This window comes from Devosia sp. (assembly GCF_036676215.1).
Lineage (GTDB): Bacteria > Pseudomonadota > Alphaproteobacteria > Rhizobiales > Devosiaceae > Devosia.
This window is the reverse complement of sequence record NZ_JAKFDJ010000016.1, coordinates 39,584-55,144: the sequence shown is the minus strand read 5'-3', so window position 1 is coordinate 55,144 and position 15,561 is coordinate 39,584. Positions and strand designations below refer to the sequence as shown.

Genomic DNA, 15,561 nt, shown 5'->3' with positions numbered 1-15,561 from the left:
GGCGGGCGCTATTCGGTCTGGTCGGCCATCGGCCTGCCGATCGCGCTGGCCGTCGGCTACGACAATTTCGCCGCCTTCCTCAAGGGCGCCGATGCCATGGACCGCCATTTCCTCACCGCCCCGCTCGAGGATAACTTGCCGGTCATCATGGCTGTCCTCGGCGTCTGGTACCGCAATGTCTGGGGTTTCTCGACCCATGCCGTGCTGCCCTATGACCAGCGCCTGAGCCGCTTCGCCGCCTATCTGCAGCAGCAGGATATGGAATCGAATGGCAAGTCGGTGACGCTGGCCGGCAAGCCGGTCGGCTGGTCCACCGGCCCCATCGTCTGGGGCGAGCCGGGCACCAATGGCCAGCACGCCTTCTACCAGCTCATCCACCAGGGCACCGACGTCATCCCCGCCGACTTCCTCATCGCCGCCAAGCCGCACGAAAGCCTGCCACCGCACCACGACAAGCTTGTCGCCAACGTGCTGGCGCAGTCAGAAGCGCTGATGCTCGGCAAGACCGAGGAAGAGGTCGTCGCCGAGCTCAAGGCCCAGGGCCTCGACAAGGCAAAGATCAAGGAACTCACCCCGCACAAGGTGTTCCCCGGCAATCGTCCGTCCAACACCCTGTTCTACGAGCAGCTGACACCAGAGACGCTGGGCTCTTTGGTGGCGCTCTACGAACATAAGGTGTTCACCCAGGGCGTGATCTGGAACGTCAATTCCTACGACCAGTGGGGCGTGGAGCTGGGCAAGCAGCTCGCCAAGGCCCTGCTGCCCAAGGTCGAGGGCAAGCAGAGCGGGGAAGGGCACGACAGCTCCACCCAGGGTCTGCTGGCCTATTACCTCGCCAACAAGGCCTGATCGCTTGACCATCACCACCGAAGAACAGCTCGAAAAGCTCAAGGCCATCGGCCGCATCTGCGCCATTACCCGCGACGCCATGGCTTCGGCCATGCGTGTGGGCATGACGACAGCCGAGCTCGATGAGATAGGCGCCAGCATGCTGGCAGCAAACGGCGCGCTTTCTGCTCCCATGGTGACCTATGACTTCCCCGGCGCCACCTGCATTTCGGTCAACGAGGAAATCGCCCACGGCATTCCCGGTACCCGTGTGCTGGCCGAAGGCGACCTGGTCAATATCGATGTCTCGGCGGAAAAGGACGGTATCTTCGCCGATTGCGGCTCGTCCTTCATTTTGGGCGAGGGTGACAAGCGCCTCGTGGCGCTCTGCCGCGACGGCAAAAAAGCCATGTGGGCCGGCATCAACGCGGTCAAGGCCGGTGCGCCGCTGGCCGATATCGGGGAAGCCATAGGCAAGTTCGCCAAAAAGGGCGGCTATACGTTGATCCGCAACCTGGCCAGCCATGGCGTGGGCGACAGCCTTCACGACGAACCGGCCGAAATCGCAACCTGGCCGGACAAGTCGGAACGCCGGCGCATGACCAATGGGCTGGTGTTCACCATCGAGCCATTCCTGTCACTAGGTGGCAAAATGGCCGACCAGAAATCGGCCGATGACGAATGGACGCTGATCAGCCGTCCCGCGGCACCCTGCGTCCAATATGAGCATACCGTGGTAGCAACGCCCCGCGGCGCCGTCGTGGTGACACTGGCAGGCTAGAGCCAGACCAGCAGCATCGGTCCCATCACCACCAGCCCGATGGCCACCGCGAAGCGCAGATTACCCAGCCCGCGCAGGGTTGGCACGCTGAGCAGCGTCGACAGCACCAGAAAGCCGACCAGTGCCACCAGCACGGGGGAAAGCGGGGCAAGTGCGAACGAGGCGTTTTCCGTCAGCTGCAGATAGATCATGTGCCCGCCCACGAAGCCGAGCAACGCGACGATGACCACGGCCACCGCCTTGGAGGTGATCAGCAGGGCCATGTCGACCGTGTGACTGGAAATGAGCAGCGCCAGTCCGGTCGCTGTGACATGTACGGCGGCAAGGGTGGTGAAAATGCGGTTGTCGGCCAGCAGGGGCACCATCTCGGGTGGCGCTCGCAAGGGGAGCGAACCAACCATGGGCAGGTCCGCGCCATACTGAGCCATCAGGTAGATGACATAGAGCATCACCAGCGTGCCGGCTGCGAACACAAGCGCAGTCGCCGCCAGCACCTTGAGCAGATCGATGGTATCCTGTGACACTGCAGGGAGCCCGATCAGATGGTGTGAAGAGGATTGGTATGCCGGGAGGGGGTCGAACCCTCGACCATTCGATTAAAAGTCGAATGCTCTACCACTGAGCTACCGGCACGCACCAAGTCAGACGCTGCTGGCGTCGCGGCGGAACATAGCCACGTTGCCTGTGCTGTCAACCGCAATTGCGTCACCTCAATAGACCAACGGTGTCCCGGCGAATGGCATGGGCAGGCACGAGACCGACATGCGCTCCAGTCGGGCACATAGCGCACTCGCCTCGGACAGCTGCGTGATCGGTCCCACAATGATGCGCTTGTCGTTGCTGCTGGACTCATCGGCGAGCACCGGCGCCAGTCCAAACAGCAGCGGTCCCAGCTTCATCGACAGGTCGCGCCAGGCCTCCGGAGCTTGCTCGACGCCAATGGAAGGCCCCAGCGCAATGCCATAGCTAGCCTGGCCGGGCGCCGCAATCGTGGCGACCTGCTGGACCGAAGCGGGTAGCGGCTGGTTTTGCGGCGTGGCCTCGGCCATGGGTTGCTGGCGAATTGCGACCGATCCGCCAGCAGCGTCATAAACCAGTGCCGCCCCGCCAATGGCCGCCGTGTTAGACCGGTCGACCCCGGCACTGTCGGGCAGCGTTTCGAGCAGTTGCGGCAGACTGACCTCCAGCGCGCCGACGCGGCGGGTGACTTCATTGCCCTGCTGCTCTTCGAGCGCAAAGCGGGCCGCCAGTATGCTGTTCTCGCGCTTGAGCCGCTGGGTTTCCTCGCGCAAGTCCGCAACCTGGCCGCGCAACTGCTCCAGCGAGGCGCCTCCGATCCGGGTCTTGTGCAGGCCGGCTAGCAGGCTTTGCGGCATGAGAGCCGACACATTGGCCCCCATCACGGCGATGCCGGCCAGCACCAGGGCGACGATGGCCCAGGTGGTCACGTCCGATTGCCGGAATTGTTCCGATGCTCTAGCCAATGCAATACCCCGATGGGTGCCGTCGAATCAGGCGCTGCACCAGTCTTGACCATGACGCCGCCGTTACCTGTTCGCCAACGGTTGCGTGCCATAATGTTGTGAAAATGCGCTGTTTAAGAGTCGCACCGGAGAACCCACATGACCGAACTGCTGTCGATCATTCTTGCTGCGGGCGAGGGCACGCGCATGCGATCGGCTATGCCCAAGGTTCTCCATCCGGTCGGTGGCATGCCGATTGTGGGCCATGTGGCCCGCGCTGCGCGTGAAGCCGGCTCGACTCAGATCGCGCTGGTGACCGGTCCCGGCCATGATGCTATCCGCAAATCCGTGACGGCCATGCACCCTGATGTGGTGCATTTCGAGCAGGCCGTGGCGCGGGGCACGGCCCATGCCGCCGCCATGGCGCGTGACCTGTTCGACAAGGCGACAGGCTATGTGGCGGTGGTTTATGGCGATCACCCCTTGCTGCGCGGCATCAACTTTAGGGCTGTGCTGGACCGGCTCGATGCCGGCCTCGACGTCGCTATTCTCGGCTTTGAGCCCAAGGACCCGACCGGCTATGGCCGCTTCATCACCGACGGCGATACGTTGCTGGCCATCCGCGAGCACAAGGACGCCACCGAGGACGAGCGCCGCATCCGGCTGTGCAATGCCTGCATCCTGGCCTTCCGTGCCGAGGTGTTCCGCGAGCTGATCGACAAGGTCGAGACCAACAACGCGCAGGGCGAATATTACCTGACCGATCTGGTGGGCCTGGCCAATGCGGCCGGCAAGAAGGTCGGCTATGGCCTCGCGCCGGAAAACGACGTCATGGGCGTCAATGACCGCAGCCAGCTGGCCCGGGCCGAGGGTCTGTTCCAAGATCTGCGCCGCGAGGATTTCATGAAGGCCGGCGTGACGCTTAAGGACCCCGGAAGCGTCTGGTTCTCCTATGATACCGAGATCGCCCGCGACGTGACCATTGAGCCTAACGTTGTGTTCGGGCCGGGGGTCAAAATCGAAGAGGGCGCGGTGATCCATGCCTTCAGCCACCTCGAAGGCGCCCATGTCGGCAGGAATGCCAGTGTCGGGCCGTTCGCGCGGCTGCGGCCGGAGGCAAGCCTCGGCGAAGGCGCCAAGGTGGGCAATTTCGTCGAGATCAAGAAGGCCGACATCGGCAGAGGCGCCAAGATCAGCCATCTGACCTATGTGGGCGACGCCACAGTCGGGGCCGACGTGAATATCGGTGCCGGCGTCATCACGGTGAACTATGACGGTTACAACAAGCACCGCACCGTCATCGGCGACAACGCCTTCATCGGCTCCAACGCCTCGCTGGTAGCGCCGGTGACTGTGGGCGCCGGAGCGCTGGTGGCCAGTGGCAGCGTGATCACTGAAGATGTAGAAGCGGACGCGTTGGCGCTGGGCCGCGCGCGGCAAGTGGTCAAGCCTGGCCGGGCCAAGGAAATTTTTGCGACGGCCGCGGCCAAGAAGCTGGCGACCCAGCAGGCGAAAAGGGACAAATAGTATGTGCGGTATTGTCGGCATCGTAGGCACTGAACCGGTTGCCATCCGTCTCGTCGATGCGCTCAAGCGCCTCGAATATCGCGGCTATGACAGCGCCGGCGTCGCGACGCTGGAAGGCGGGGACATTTCCCGCCGCCGCGCCGAGGGCAAGCTGGGCAATCTGGCGCAGAAGCTGAGCTTCGAGCCGCTTGGCGGCCGTATCGGCATCGGCCACACCCGTTGGGCGACCCATGGTGCGCCGACCGAGCAGAATGCCCATCCCCACGCCACCGACCGCGTGGCCGTGGTGCATAACGGCATTATCGAGAATTATCGCGATATGCTGGCGGACCTCGCCAAGGACGGCTATCTGCCCAAGACGCAGACTGACACGGAGGCCGTGGCGCTCTGGGTCAGTCGCGAACTGACCAATGGCGCCGACCCCGAACTGGCCGTGGCCCGCACGCTCAAGCAACTCAGGGGTGCTTTCGCGCTCGCCTTTCTGTTCAAGGGCGAGGAGGGACTGCTGATCGCTGCCCGTCACGGTGCGCCGCTGGCCGTCGGCTATGGCACGACGGAAATGTATCTGGGCTCCGACGCCATGGCGCTGGCCCCGTTCACCTCGCGCCTGACCTATCTCGAGGACGGCGATTGGGCGGTCATCACCCCCCAGGGCGTCACCATCCGCGATGGCAAGGACGCCATCGTGCAGCGCGAACAGCTGATTTCGCAGACTTCGGCGCTGATGGTGGACAAGGGCAACCATCGCCACTTCATGGCCAAGGAAATCTACGAGCAGCCCGAGACCATTTCGCACACGCTGAGCCACTACGTGGACATGGGCGCCGAAAAGGTAGCCATCCGCGAGGCATTGCCCTTCGATTTCGCCGACCTGAGCCGGCTCACCATCAGCGCCTGCGGCACGGCCTACCTGGCCGGCGCCGTCGCTAAATACTGGTTCGAGCGCTATGCGCGCCTGCCGGTCGATATCGATGTGGCCTCCGAATTCCGCTACCGCGAGCCGCCACTGGAAAAAGGCGGGCTGTCGCTGTTCATCTCCCAGTCGGGCGAGACAGCCGACACCCTGGCGGCCTTGCGCTACTGCGCGGGGCAGGGGCAGCATGTGGCGTCGCTGGTCAACACGCTGGAATCGACCATCGCCCGCGAATCCGCCGTGGTCTTCCCCATTCTCTGCGGTCCCGAAATCGGCGTGGCCTCGACCAAGGCGCTGACCGCGCAGCTGACGGCCCTGGCCAGCCTCGCCATCGCGGCGGGCCGCGCCCGGGGCGTGCTGGATGCAAGCAAAGAGCAGGCATGCGTGCGGGCACTGACCAGCTTGCCGGCAGCAGTCTCGCAAGCACTGGCGACCGAAACCCAGATCATCGACATCGCCAAACGCCTGTCAAAGGCCAAGGACGTGCTCTATCTCGGCCGCGGGCCGATGTTCCCCATCGCCATGGAAGGCGCGCTGAAACTCAAGGAAATCAGCTACATCCACGCCGAAGGTTACGCAGCAGGTGAACTCAAGCACGGCCCGATTGCGCTTGTGGACGAGGACATGCCGGTGATCGTGGTGGCGCCCTCCGACGAGCTGGTCGACAAGACCCTATCCAACATGCAGGAAGTCGCGGCCCGCGGCGGCAAGATCATCCTGATCACCGATGCCGAAGGCGCTGAGACGGTGGGTCATGGCGTGGCCGATATCATTGTTATTCCACACGTTTCCAGCTTCGTCGCACCGATCCTGGCCTGTATTCCGGTGCAATTGCTGGCCTATCATACGGCCGTGTTCATGGGCACTGACGTGGACCAGCCGAGGAACCTGGCGAAGTCGGTGACGGTGGAGTAGCGCGCTTCTAGCCCGCCCGGATGAGCGGGATCGCGAGGTCCTTTCTGAACAGATACAGCGCCGTCCGCGCGGCTTCGCCTTCCGGACCAGACAGTCCCGGATTGCGCGCGAGTAGCGCTTTTGCATCGTCATGCGCATAGTCCAGCAGATGCCGATGCACATCGGGCACCGCGAGCCGGTAGCCGGGCATGCCGGACTGGCGGGTGCCGAGCACGTCGCCCTGGCCACGCAGTTCGAGGTCGCGCTCGGCAATCTCGAACCCGTCTTCGGTGGATTTGATGGTTTCCAGCCGCGCCTTGGCGGTTTCGCTCAGCGGGTCTTTGTAGAGCAGCAGGCAGGCCGAACGCTGTGAGCCACGGCCGACGCGGCCGCGGAGCTGATGCAGCTGGGCGAGGCCGAAGCGCTCGGCATGCTCGATGATCATGATCGAGGCATTGGGCACATCGACGCCCACTTCGATGACCGTGGTAGCGACCAGCAGCTTGAGCTCATTGGCGGCAAAGCGCTGCATCACCTCCTGCTTGGCGGCGGCGCTCATGCGGCCGTGGACCAGGGCCACCTGATCGCCGAAGACTTTTTGCAGTTCGGCAAAGCGGTCTTCCGCGGCCACGACGTCGAGATGCTCGCTTTCCTCGACCAGCGGGCACACCCAGAAGGCCTGCGCACCTTCGGCCAGGCGCGACTGCAGCCGGGAGATCACGCGAGCGTAGTCGCCAATGGAAAGCACCGCTGTGTCAATGGGTTGGCGGCCTCGGGGCTTTTCCCGCAGCACGCTAACGTCCATGTCGCCGAAATGGGTGAGCACCAGGGTGCGCGGGATCGGCGTCGCGGTCATCACCAGGAGGTCGGTATGCTTGCCCTTGTCGGAGAGGGCGAGGCGCTGGTGGACGCCGAAACGGTGCTGCTCGTCGACAACGGTGAGGCCCAGATTGTGGAATTCCACGCCGGACTGGAACAAGGCATGCGTGCCGACGACTACGGTGGTTTCGCCGCTGGCAATGCCGGCAAGCTTTGCACGGCGTTCGGCGGCCGGCATCTTGCCGGTCAGCAGTTCGCAGCCCAGGCCTGCGGCATCGCAGAGCGGCTTCAGCGTCTTGAAATGCTGCGATGCCAGCAGTTCGGTGGGCGCCATCATGGCCGACTGCGCGCCACTTTCGGCCATGGCAGCCATGGCCATGAGGGCAACCACGGTCTTGCCGGCGCCGACATCGCCCTGCAGCAGGCGCGACATGCGATCGGGCGAGGCGAGATCCGCGCGGATTTCATCGACGGCCTGCTGCTGGCCCTCCGTAAGGGAGAAGGGTAGCGACTGCGCTACACGTTGCGTGATCGCGCCAGTGAACTGCCGGGACACGCCGCGCGCCGCGACCATGGTCGAGCGGATGAGTTGCAGGGTGAGCTGGCCGGCGAGGTATTCGTCATAGGCCAGGCGCATGCGGGCAGGGGCCCAGAGCTCGGCTTCGCCGGGCGAGGACGGCGTATGGACCATGCGCATGGCGTCGCTAAAGCTGGGCCAGTTGCGCTCCACCATGGTCGCGGCATCGATCCATTCCGGCAGGTCGGGTAGGTTGTCGAGCACTTGCCGGACCAGCTTCGCCAGTGCCTTGGAGCCCAGCCCCTGCGTCAGCGGATAGACCGGCTCGACCAGCGGCAGGGTGGCGAACTTGTCGGGTTCGACGATGTAGTCGGGGTGCGTGATCTGCTTTTCGCCATTGAAGAAGCCGATCGTGCCGGAGACGAAGCGCTCCTCGCCGAGGGGGAGGGCCTTTTCCACCCAGCCACCCTGGGCGCGGAAGAACACCAGTTGCACATCGCCGGTCTCGTCATGAGCAAAGACGCGGTGGGGCACATGCTCCTTGCCACGAGGCGGCGGCTGGTGGCGGTCGATATGTAGCCGCAGGGTGACGATCTGGTTGAGATAGGCCTCGGCGATGCCGACCTGCCGGCGTCGGTCGACGACGCCAGAGGGCATGTGCATCAGGATATCGAGGGCAATGGCCTCCTGCCCATCTGGCGCGCCGAAATAACGGGTTAGCAGCGCAGCCAGCTTGTCGCCGACACCCTTGATGGAGTGTAGCGAGCGAAATAGCGGAGAAAGGCTTTCGGGGCGGGACACGATTCGTTTGAGTTCCTTGGCGCGGCAAAACTAGCTGCCCGCCGCAACCCCGTCACCCCTTGTGGCATTGACGGCTGACAACCCCACCCAATCCGGGTAAACACTTGCCTCAATCAACCACCATTCGGGATCATGGCGCGTCAATGACTGCCGGTGAAGATATTGCTATGCGCCGCAAGAAGCTGCGCTACCGGGCCTGGCACCGCGGCACGCGGGAGATGGACCTCGTTCTTGGGCCCTATGCCGACGCCCATACCGAAGCCATGGACACGACCCAGCTCGACCGGCTGGAAGCCTTGATGAGCGAGGAAGACCCGCCGCTGCTGAAATGGGTGATGGGCCAGGAAGAGCCACCGACCAATGTAGATCGCGCCTTTCTTGCCGAGATTATCGCCGACCATCAGGCGCGGCTCGCCAAATGAACGAACTGGTTTCCCAGCGCCCGACGCGCCCGATCGCCAATGTGCCCGACGGCATGCAGCCCATGGTGCTGGCGCGCCTGGTGCAGCAGCGCATCGAGGCGGCGCCGGACGATGCGGCCAGTATCGTGTTCGTCGCGCGCGACGGGCGACGGCTGCAGCGCATGGCCGATATCCTGACCGCTATGATGCCGGGGCACCCCGTGCTGACCCTGCCGGCCTGGGACTGCCTTCCCTATGATCGCGTTTCGCCCAACAACGTCACCATTGCCGCGCGAATGAACACCCTGGCGGCGCTGACCAGCGGGACCAAGGGCGCCGTGGTGCTGACGGCGGTCAATGCGCTGATCCAGAAGCTGCCGCCGCGCGATGTGGTAGAGACCATGTCGTTTTCGGCGGCGACCGGCCGGATTGTCGACAGCAACAAGCTGATCGCATGGGCGGCCAACAATGGCTATCTGCGCGTGCCGACGGTGCGCGAAAGCGGCGAATATGCGGTGCGAGGCGGGCTGGTGGACCTGTTCCCGGCCAGCGCTGGGGCCCCGCTACGCTTCGACTTCTTCGGCAGCCAGCTCGAATCCATCCGTACCTTCGACCCCGATACCCAGCGCACTACCGGCACGCTCAAGCGCGTTGACCTGACGCCGATGAGCGAAGTGGTGCTCACAGACGAGACCATCAAGCGCTTCCGCCAGAACTACACGGCGACCTTTGGTGGCAATACGGTCGACGACACGCTCTACGCTTCGGTCAGCGGCGGCTCGCGCTATTCGGGCACCGAGCACTGGCTGCCCTTCTTCTACGATCATCTCGATACCTTGGCCGGCTATGTGGGCGATGCGCCATTCGTATTCGACGAACAGGCAGTAGAGGCCTATGCCGATCGCGTGGCGCAGGTGCGCGACTATTACGATGCACGCGAGGCGGCACGGCTGTTGCCTGTCGTGGCTGGGACGGGGGCACCCTACAAGCCCATCAAGCCCGAGCTGCTTTATGCCGTAGACGAGCATCCCTACACCCTGGCCGGCGCCTCGGTGACGCAACTCAGCCAGTTCGTGGCACCCGGCACCAAGGCGGCGGACGACGCCGGAGGCCGCATCGCCCCGAGCTTCGCCGCCGAACGCCAGGCCACCGATACCAATCTGTTCCAGTCGGTCGTCGATCGGCTGCTGGCCGAGCGCCGTGACGGCCGCCGCGCCGTCGTCGCCTGCTGGAGCACGGGCACCCGCGACCGCATGGTGCAGGTGCTCAAGGATCATGGGTTGACCAATCCGCGCATGGCGGAGAACTGGCGCGACGCCGAGACCACGAGCGCCTCGACGACATCGCTGGTGGTGCTGCCGCTCGAGACAGGCTTCGAGACCAAGGACCTGCTGGTTCTGTCGGAACAGGATATTCTTGGCGAAAGAATTCTGCGGCCTCAACGCAAGAAAAAAGCCAGCGACGCGCTGACTGAAGCCGCCAGTCTTGCGGCAGGTGACCTGGTGGTTCACGTCGATCACGGTATCGGCCGCTTCCTCGGCCTCAAGGTCATCGAGGCCGGCGGCGCGCCGCATGAATGCGTCGAGCTCGAATATGGCGGCGACACCAAGCTCTATCTGCCGGTCGAAAATATCGAGCTGCTGACCCGCTATGGCTCGGATGACGGCCATGTCACGCTCGACAAGCTGGGCGGCGTGGCCTGGCAGGCCAAGAAGGGCAAGCTCAAGAAGCGCATCCGCGAAATGGCGGAGCAGCTCATCAAGATCGCCGCGGCGCGCCTGCTCACCAAGGCGGATGTGGTTGAGATCAACCCCGGCGCCTATGACGAATTTGCCGCGCGCTTCCCTTATGAGGAGACCGAGGACCAGATGGCCGCCATTGAGGCGGTGTTCGATGACGTGACCACGGGCCGCGTCATGGACCGGCTGGTCTGTGGCGACGTGGGCTTCGGCAAGACTGAGGTGGCGCTGCGTGCCGCCTTCGCCGTGGCGCTGAGCGGCAAGCAGGTGGCCGTGGTGGTGCCGACGACGCTGCTGGCGCGGCAGCATTTCAAAACCTTCTCGGAACGCTTCACCGGCCTACCGGTGCGCGTGCGCCATGCCTCGCGCATGGTCAGCGCCGCCGAACTCAAGGCCACCAAGGACGGACTGGCCGATGGGCAGGTCGACATCGTGGTCGGCACCCATGCCCTGCTGAGCAAAACCATCAAGTTCAAGGACCTCGGACTGCTGATCATCGACGAGGAGCAGCACTTCGGCGTCGGCCACAAGGAGCGTCTCAAGGAGCTCAAGGCCAATGTGCACGTATTGACGCTGACGGCGACGCCGATTCCGCGCACGCTGCAACTGGCGCTGACCGGCGTGCGCGACCTGTCGCTGCTGGCGACGCCGCCGGTCGATCGTCTTGCCATCCGCACCTTCATCGCGCCGTTCGATGCGCTCTCGGTGCGCGAGGCGCTCCTGCGCGAAAAATATCGCGGCGGCCAGAGCTTCTATGTCGTGCCGCGCATCACTGATCAGCACGAGATTGCCGATTTCCTCAAGGCGCAGGTGCCCGAGGTGTCGTTCGTGGTCGCCAATGGCCAGATGCCGCCGGGCGAACTCGACGACATCATGAATGCCTTTTACGACAACAAGTTCGACGTGCTGGTGGCAACCACCATTGTGGAATCGGGGCTCGACATTCCCAACGCTAATACGCTGATCGTGCATCGCGCCGACCATTTCGGGCTGGCCCAGCTCTACCAGATCCGCGGCCGCATCGGTCGGGCCAAGGCACGCGCCTATGCGCTGTTCACGGTGCCGCCTGACAGAAAATTGACTGACACGGCCGAGCGCCGGCTTGGCGTGCTGCAATCGCTCGAGAGCCTGGGCGCCGGTTTCCAATTGGCCAGCCACGATCTCGACATTCGTGGGGCGGGGAACCTGCTGGGTGACGAGCAATCCGGCCATATCCGCGAGGTCGGCTTCGAGCTCTACCAGTCGATGCTGGAGGAGGCTGTGGCCAATCTCAAGAGCGGTGAGGAAGACTACGAGGACCGCAACGAGTGGAGTCCGCAGATTTCGCTGGGCATGCCGGTGATGATCCCCGAGCATTACATCCCTGACCTGCAGCTGCGCATGCAGCTCTATCGGCGTCTCGGTGACCTCACCGATATCCGCGATATCGACGCGGCTGGCGCAGAATTGATCGACCGCTTCGGCCCGCTGCCGGAAGAGGTCGAGGCGCTGCTCAAGGTCATCCTGGTCAAGGCGCTGTGCCGGCAGGCCAATGTCGAAAAGGTCGATGCCGGCCCCAAGGGCGCGGTCATCTCGCTGCGCAACAAGGAATTCCCCAATCCGGCCGCGCTGGTCCGGTTGGTCAGCGATCCGGCCAACCAAGTGCGCATCAAACCCGATCAGAAACTCGTGTTCGCGCGCAACTGGCCCACCCCCAATGACCGCCTCAAGGGCGCCGCAGCAATCCTGTCGCGCCTAGCAAAACTGGCAGAAAATGTTGCCTGAGCAGCCCGCATCAACCCTGTCCTGCCATAATCCTTTGGCAAGCTGTATTGGTCATGTTATTGCCCGAATTCAGCACTTGAAGGGCAGTTCGATTTTCAAGGTGGCATCAGGCCACCGGGACTGCCAAAGAAGCCAAGGAAATTCTATGAACTTCAGGAAACCCCTCGTCGCCGGTATTGCGGTGGCCGCGCTCATGCTGTCCCCCCTGTCAGCCTATGCTCAGGAGGCTGCCCCCGCCGAGGCGCCGGCTGCCGAGGCACCGGCTGATGCGCCTGCCGCGCCTGACGCAGCTGCGCCGACGGATGCCGCCGCAGGCAGCCAGAACTGGCTCAAGGTCTGTGACCCGCTGCCTGACGGACAGAAGGCCTGCATCATGCGTCAGGTGGTTCTGGCCAATGGCCAGTTCCTCGGCTCGTTCCTGCTGCGTGACGATCCGGGCCAGGAGAGCCGACTGCTGGCGGTTGCCGCCGTGCCGCTTGGCGTGCTGCTGCCGTTTGGCCTGACCTGGCAGATCGATGGCGCCAAGCCCATCCGCGTGCCCTACATGCTGTGCGACCCCACCTCCTGCGCGACCCAGCTCGTGATCAACGAGCAGTATGTCAATTCGCTCAAGAAGGGCGGCGTGCTCAAGCTCACCGCCAAGAACCGCCAGAATCAGGACCTGACCATCGACATTACCCTGGCCGGCTTCACCGCTGCCTATGATGGCGACGCCGCGCTCACCTTCGAAGAATTCCGTCAGGAAACTTCGGGCGAGAACGCGCTGGAGCAGGTGCTGCAGGATCGCGCCGAGCAGCTGCGTCAGCAGCTCGATAGCGACGCCGCTGCGCCGGCCGAAGGTGCGGAAGCGCCGGCTGAGCCAGCCGCTCAGTAAAGTTCGGCAATCTGATGTGAAAAGGGCGCGGGCAACCGCGCCCTTTTTATTTGCCCGAGGGTCAGCGCCGACCCATGCCGATGGCGAAGGCCTGCTTGCGCAGGCTGGGCGCGAGCTTGAGCGCCCACAGCCCCCCAGCACGCAGTGCCTGGGCCGGAATCATCTCGGCCAGCAAGGAACGGAACAGCGTATCAACCATACCGCCGGTGCGGGCCAGATCGCTGGCACGGCGGGCTGAATAATCGGTGCTGACCCCGATGGCCCAATCGGGCCTGCTGCGATCGGCCGCGGCCAGCGCGGCAGCCAGGTCAGCAACATCGCGCAGGCCCAGATTGAGTCCCTGCGCCCCGATCGGGGGAAACGCATGGGCCGCTTCGCCTACCAGCACCACGCCGTTGGCCCCGGCCGTATCGACGCTAAGCGTACTGAGCGGAAAAACAAAGGCCGGGGTAGCCAAGGCGATGGTGCCAAACAGCCGCTGCGACTTTTCGAGGAACGTTGCGACCAGTGCTTCAGGGCCGCCAGCCCGCGCCCGCTCGAGCACAGCGCCGTCATCGATCCACACCAGGTTGGCGCGAGTGCCACCGGCGGGCACCAGGGTGAAGGGGCCCTGGGGATAGTGAAATTCGATCGACGTGCCGCCGATGGGGCGGTCGAGATCTAGGTCGCATACCAGCGCTGCCTGACTGAACTCGGTCTCCCTTATGTGGAAACCGGCGGCGCTGCGGATCAGTGACTTCTTGCCGTCCGCGCCGATGATTAAAGGCGCCCGCAGGATAGTCCCGTCAGCCAGCGTCAACGCTTGGTCTGCACCAAATCCGGTAACGCCGACATTGCGGGTTTCCAGACCTCCCAGCCCCGCAGCAACGGCGTGGAAGCGCTCCATCAGCCTGATATTGGCGAAATTCCAGCCGAAGGCATCGAGCCCAGCCTCGGCTGCACCGAACAACGTCTCGGGCGCTCGGATGAGCCGGCCGGTGGCATCGATGATGCGGATCTGTGTCAGCGCGTGGCCGATCCCTGCGGGGTCGTCGACGAGGCCAGCGCTGCGCAGATAATCGATGCTGGGCATCATCAGCGCGGATGTACGCCGATCCGGCGGGCCGGCCGGAGCCAGATGGATGGTCTTGAGCCCTGCCTTGGCGACTGCAATGGCGGCAGCGACCCCGGCAAGGCCCCCGCCAACCACAATGGCGTCGGCGTCATAGGCGCTCATTTTGCGTCGGCCAGGCGTCTGGCATGGCCGCTTGGAACGATCACGCTGCCCGCCAGCGAGCCCGCAAACATGGCGGCAAGGAAGATCCAGAGATTGTCGGGCATGAAGGCGATGAGCGAGATGGCCGGGCCCGGGCACAAGCCGACCATGCCCCAACCGATACCGAACATCGCGGCGCCACCGATCAGTCTGCCATCGACCTTCCTGTATTCAGGCTCATGGAAACTGCTGTCGAACAATGGCGCTTCGCGGCGCCGGCCAAGGCGGACGGCGATGAACATGACGAGGATCGCCGGGCCGATAACGAAGGCAAGGCTAGGGTCCCAGCCGCCCGCCGGAATGGCGCCGAAATCGAGGAAGCGCAGCACCTTGAGGGGATCGACCATCTGCGAGACATAGAGCCCGGCGCCGAACAGCGCGCCGCTGAGGGCGGCTGTCGCCAGATAAGGGAGCTTGAGATTGTCCATCAGACGATTCCCGTTACCGCGACCGTGACGATCGCCACGCCGAAAAACACGATGACTGCCACCAGCGAGCGCAACGACAGCCGCGCCAGCCCGCAGACGCCGTGGCCGGACGTGCAGCCATTGCCGATCTTGGTGCCGATGCCTGTCAGCAGACCGGCAATGGCCAGCCAGACTGGCGTGGGCACGCCCCAGGCGGGCGGTGCCTCCACGAGCTGAGCCGGCAACTCGCCTCCGACACCCAGGCTGGGAAAGAGCCATGCCGCGGCAAAGGTTGCTGCAACGAGAGCAATCAGGAACACCAGGCGCCAGACCACGGTCTGGGCTGGCGGGAGCAACTGACCGAAAATGCCGGATATTCCGGCGATGCGGCCATTGCCCAGCCAGAGGACGGCCGTGGCGAGGCCGATAAGGCCGCCGCCAAGAGTGGCGGTGAGAGGCGTGAACGATTCCATGAAGTCACCCGCAATGCTGATCGCCGGCAAGGCTATCATCCGTCGCCGCGCCTAAGCCAGCCTTTCGGCGCGCAGTTTGTGCTGCCGAAAGCCACACTTGGAGGA

Annotated in this window: 12 protein-coding genes, 1 tRNA gene and 1 pseudogene; 7 read left to right on the top strand and 7 right to left on the bottom strand. The window is 64.2% G+C overall.

The genetic code is table 11. The features are described from left to right. Both V6M52_RS01235 and map read left to right on the top strand, forming a co-directional pair. Positions 1 to 849 (top strand): annotated as a pseudogene (locus V6M52_RS01235) (glucose-6-phosphate isomerase); the annotation flags it as partial. 4 nt (positions 850 to 853) lie between these two features. Beyond that, entirely contained in the window at positions 854 to 1,609 is a 756-nt protein-coding gene (gene map, locus V6M52_RS01230; RefSeq protein WP_332690115.1) for a type I methionyl aminopeptidase, read from the top strand. On the opposite strand, the gene V6M52_RS01225 is transcribed toward map, so the two are convergent. The 3 genes from V6M52_RS01225 to V6M52_RS01215 form a co-directional block, all read right to left on the bottom strand. Beyond that, positions 1,606 to 2,133, bottom strand: coding sequence for a hypothetical protein (locus V6M52_RS01225; protein WP_332698568.1), 528 nt, complete (start codon positions 2,131 to 2,133; stop codon positions 1,606 to 1,608). The two genes, map and V6M52_RS01225, sit on opposite strands and share 4 nt — an antisense overlap. Positions 2,134 to 2,167: 34 nt before the next feature. Beyond that, positions 2,168 to 2,242, bottom strand: a tRNA-Lys gene (locus V6M52_RS01220). A gap of 77 nt (positions 2,243 to 2,319) precedes the next feature. Next, on the bottom strand, positions 2,320 to 3,057 hold the full coding sequence (locus V6M52_RS01215) for a hypothetical protein (protein WP_332698565.1): 738 nt from the start codon (positions 3,055 to 3,057) through the stop codon (positions 2,320 to 2,322). A 174-nt stretch (positions 3,058 to 3,231) separates the two neighbouring features. Here V6M52_RS01215 and glmU point away from each other — a divergent pair, with 174 nt between their 5' ends. Together glmU and glmS are read left to right on the top strand one after the other, a co-directional pair. Continuing rightward, entirely contained in the window at positions 3,232 to 4,599 is a 1,368-nt protein-coding gene (glmU, locus tag V6M52_RS01210; protein WP_332698562.1) for a bifunctional UDP-N-acetylglucosamine diphosphorylase/glucosamine-1-phosphate N-acetyltransferase GlmU, read from the top strand. Between the two features lies 1 nt (position 4,600). After that, positions 4,601 to 6,427, top strand: coding sequence for a glutamine--fructose-6-phosphate transaminase (isomerizing) (gene glmS, locus V6M52_RS01205; protein ID WP_332698559.1), 1,827 nt, complete (start codon positions 4,601 to 4,603; stop codon positions 6,425 to 6,427). Positions 6,428 to 6,434: 7 nt separating this feature from the next. Here glmS and recG read toward each other — a convergent pair whose 3' ends face one another. Further along, on the bottom strand, positions 6,435 to 8,543 hold the full coding sequence (gene recG / locus V6M52_RS01200) for an ATP-dependent DNA helicase RecG (RefSeq protein ID WP_332698556.1): 2,109 nt from the start codon (positions 8,541 to 8,543) through the stop codon (positions 6,435 to 6,437). A 143-nt stretch (positions 8,544 to 8,686) separates the two neighbouring features. Here recG and V6M52_RS01195 point away from each other — a divergent pair, with 143 nt between their 5' ends. From V6M52_RS01195 to V6M52_RS01185, 3 genes are all read left to right on the top strand, one after another. After that, positions 8,687 to 8,965, top strand: a complete 279-nt coding sequence (locus V6M52_RS01195; RefSeq protein ID WP_332698553.1) for an FAD assembly factor SdhE — start codon at positions 8,687 to 8,689, stop codon at positions 8,963 to 8,965. Next, positions 8,962 to 12,447 carry a transcription-repair coupling factor gene (gene mfd, locus V6M52_RS01190; RefSeq protein ID WP_332698550.1) on the top strand — a complete coding sequence of 1,162 codons (3,486 nt, stop codon included), beginning with the start codon at positions 8,962 to 8,964 and terminating at the stop codon, positions 12,445 to 12,447. The genes V6M52_RS01195 and mfd overlap by 4 nt, the downstream gene beginning before the upstream one ends. A gap of 145 nt (positions 12,448 to 12,592) precedes the next feature. Next, positions 12,593 to 13,321, top strand: a complete 729-nt coding sequence (locus tag V6M52_RS01185) for an invasion associated locus B family protein (RefSeq protein WP_332698547.1) — start codon at positions 12,593 to 12,595, stop codon at positions 13,319 to 13,321. Positions 13,322 to 13,382: 61 nt separating this feature from the next. On the opposite strand, the gene V6M52_RS01180 is transcribed toward V6M52_RS01185, so the two are convergent. The 3 genes from V6M52_RS01180 to V6M52_RS01170 are packed head-to-tail and all read right to left on the bottom strand — an operon-like array spanning position 13,383 to position 15,456. Then, positions 13,383 to 14,537, bottom strand: coding sequence for an FAD-dependent monooxygenase (locus V6M52_RS01180; protein WP_332698544.1), 1,155 nt, complete (start codon positions 14,535 to 14,537; stop codon positions 13,383 to 13,385). Further along, positions 14,534 to 15,004: a DUF6691 family protein gene (locus tag V6M52_RS01175; RefSeq protein ID WP_332698541.1), complete on the bottom strand. Its 471-nt coding sequence runs from the start codon at positions 15,002 to 15,004 to the stop codon at positions 14,534 to 14,536. Before V6M52_RS01175 ends, V6M52_RS01180 begins: the two co-directional genes overlap by 4 nt. Further along, a complete protein-coding gene (locus V6M52_RS01170; protein ID WP_332690372.1) occupies positions 15,004 to 15,456 on the bottom strand; it encodes a YeeE/YedE family protein in 453 nt (150 codons plus the stop codon). Before V6M52_RS01170 ends, V6M52_RS01175 begins: the two co-directional genes overlap by 1 nt. Positions 15,457 to 15,561: the final 105 nt, after the last annotated feature.

Bases quoted from the DNA above. Each gene is read 5' to 3' on its own strand.
- glmU (WP_332698562.1), top strand. From the start codon at position 3,232: ATGACCGAACTGCTGTCGATCATTCTTGCTGCGGGCGAGGGCACGCGC.
- glmS (WP_332698559.1), top strand. From the start codon at position 4,601: ATGTGCGGTATTGTCGGCATCGTAGGCACTGAACCGGTTGCCATCCGT.
- V6M52_RS01195 (WP_332698553.1), top strand. From the start codon at position 8,687: ATGACTGCCGGTGAAGATATTGCTATGCGCCGCAAGAAGCTGCGCTAC.
- mfd (WP_332698550.1), top strand. From the start codon at position 8,962: ATGAACGAACTGGTTTCCCAGCGCCCGACGCGCCCGATCGCCAATGTG.
- V6M52_RS01185 (WP_332698547.1), top strand. From the start codon at position 12,593: ATGAACTTCAGGAAACCCCTCGTCGCCGGTATTGCGGTGGCCGCGCTC.
- V6M52_RS01180 (WP_332698544.1), bottom strand. From the start codon at position 14,537: ATGAGCGCCTATGACGCCGACGCCATTGTGGTTGGCGGGGGCCTTGCC.
- V6M52_RS01175 (WP_332698541.1), bottom strand. From the start codon at position 15,004: ATGGACAATCTCAAGCTCCCTTATCTGGCGACAGCCGCCCTCAGCGGC.
- V6M52_RS01170 (WP_332690372.1), bottom strand. From the start codon at position 15,456: ATGGAATCGTTCACGCCTCTCACCGCCACTCTTGGCGGCGGCCTTATC.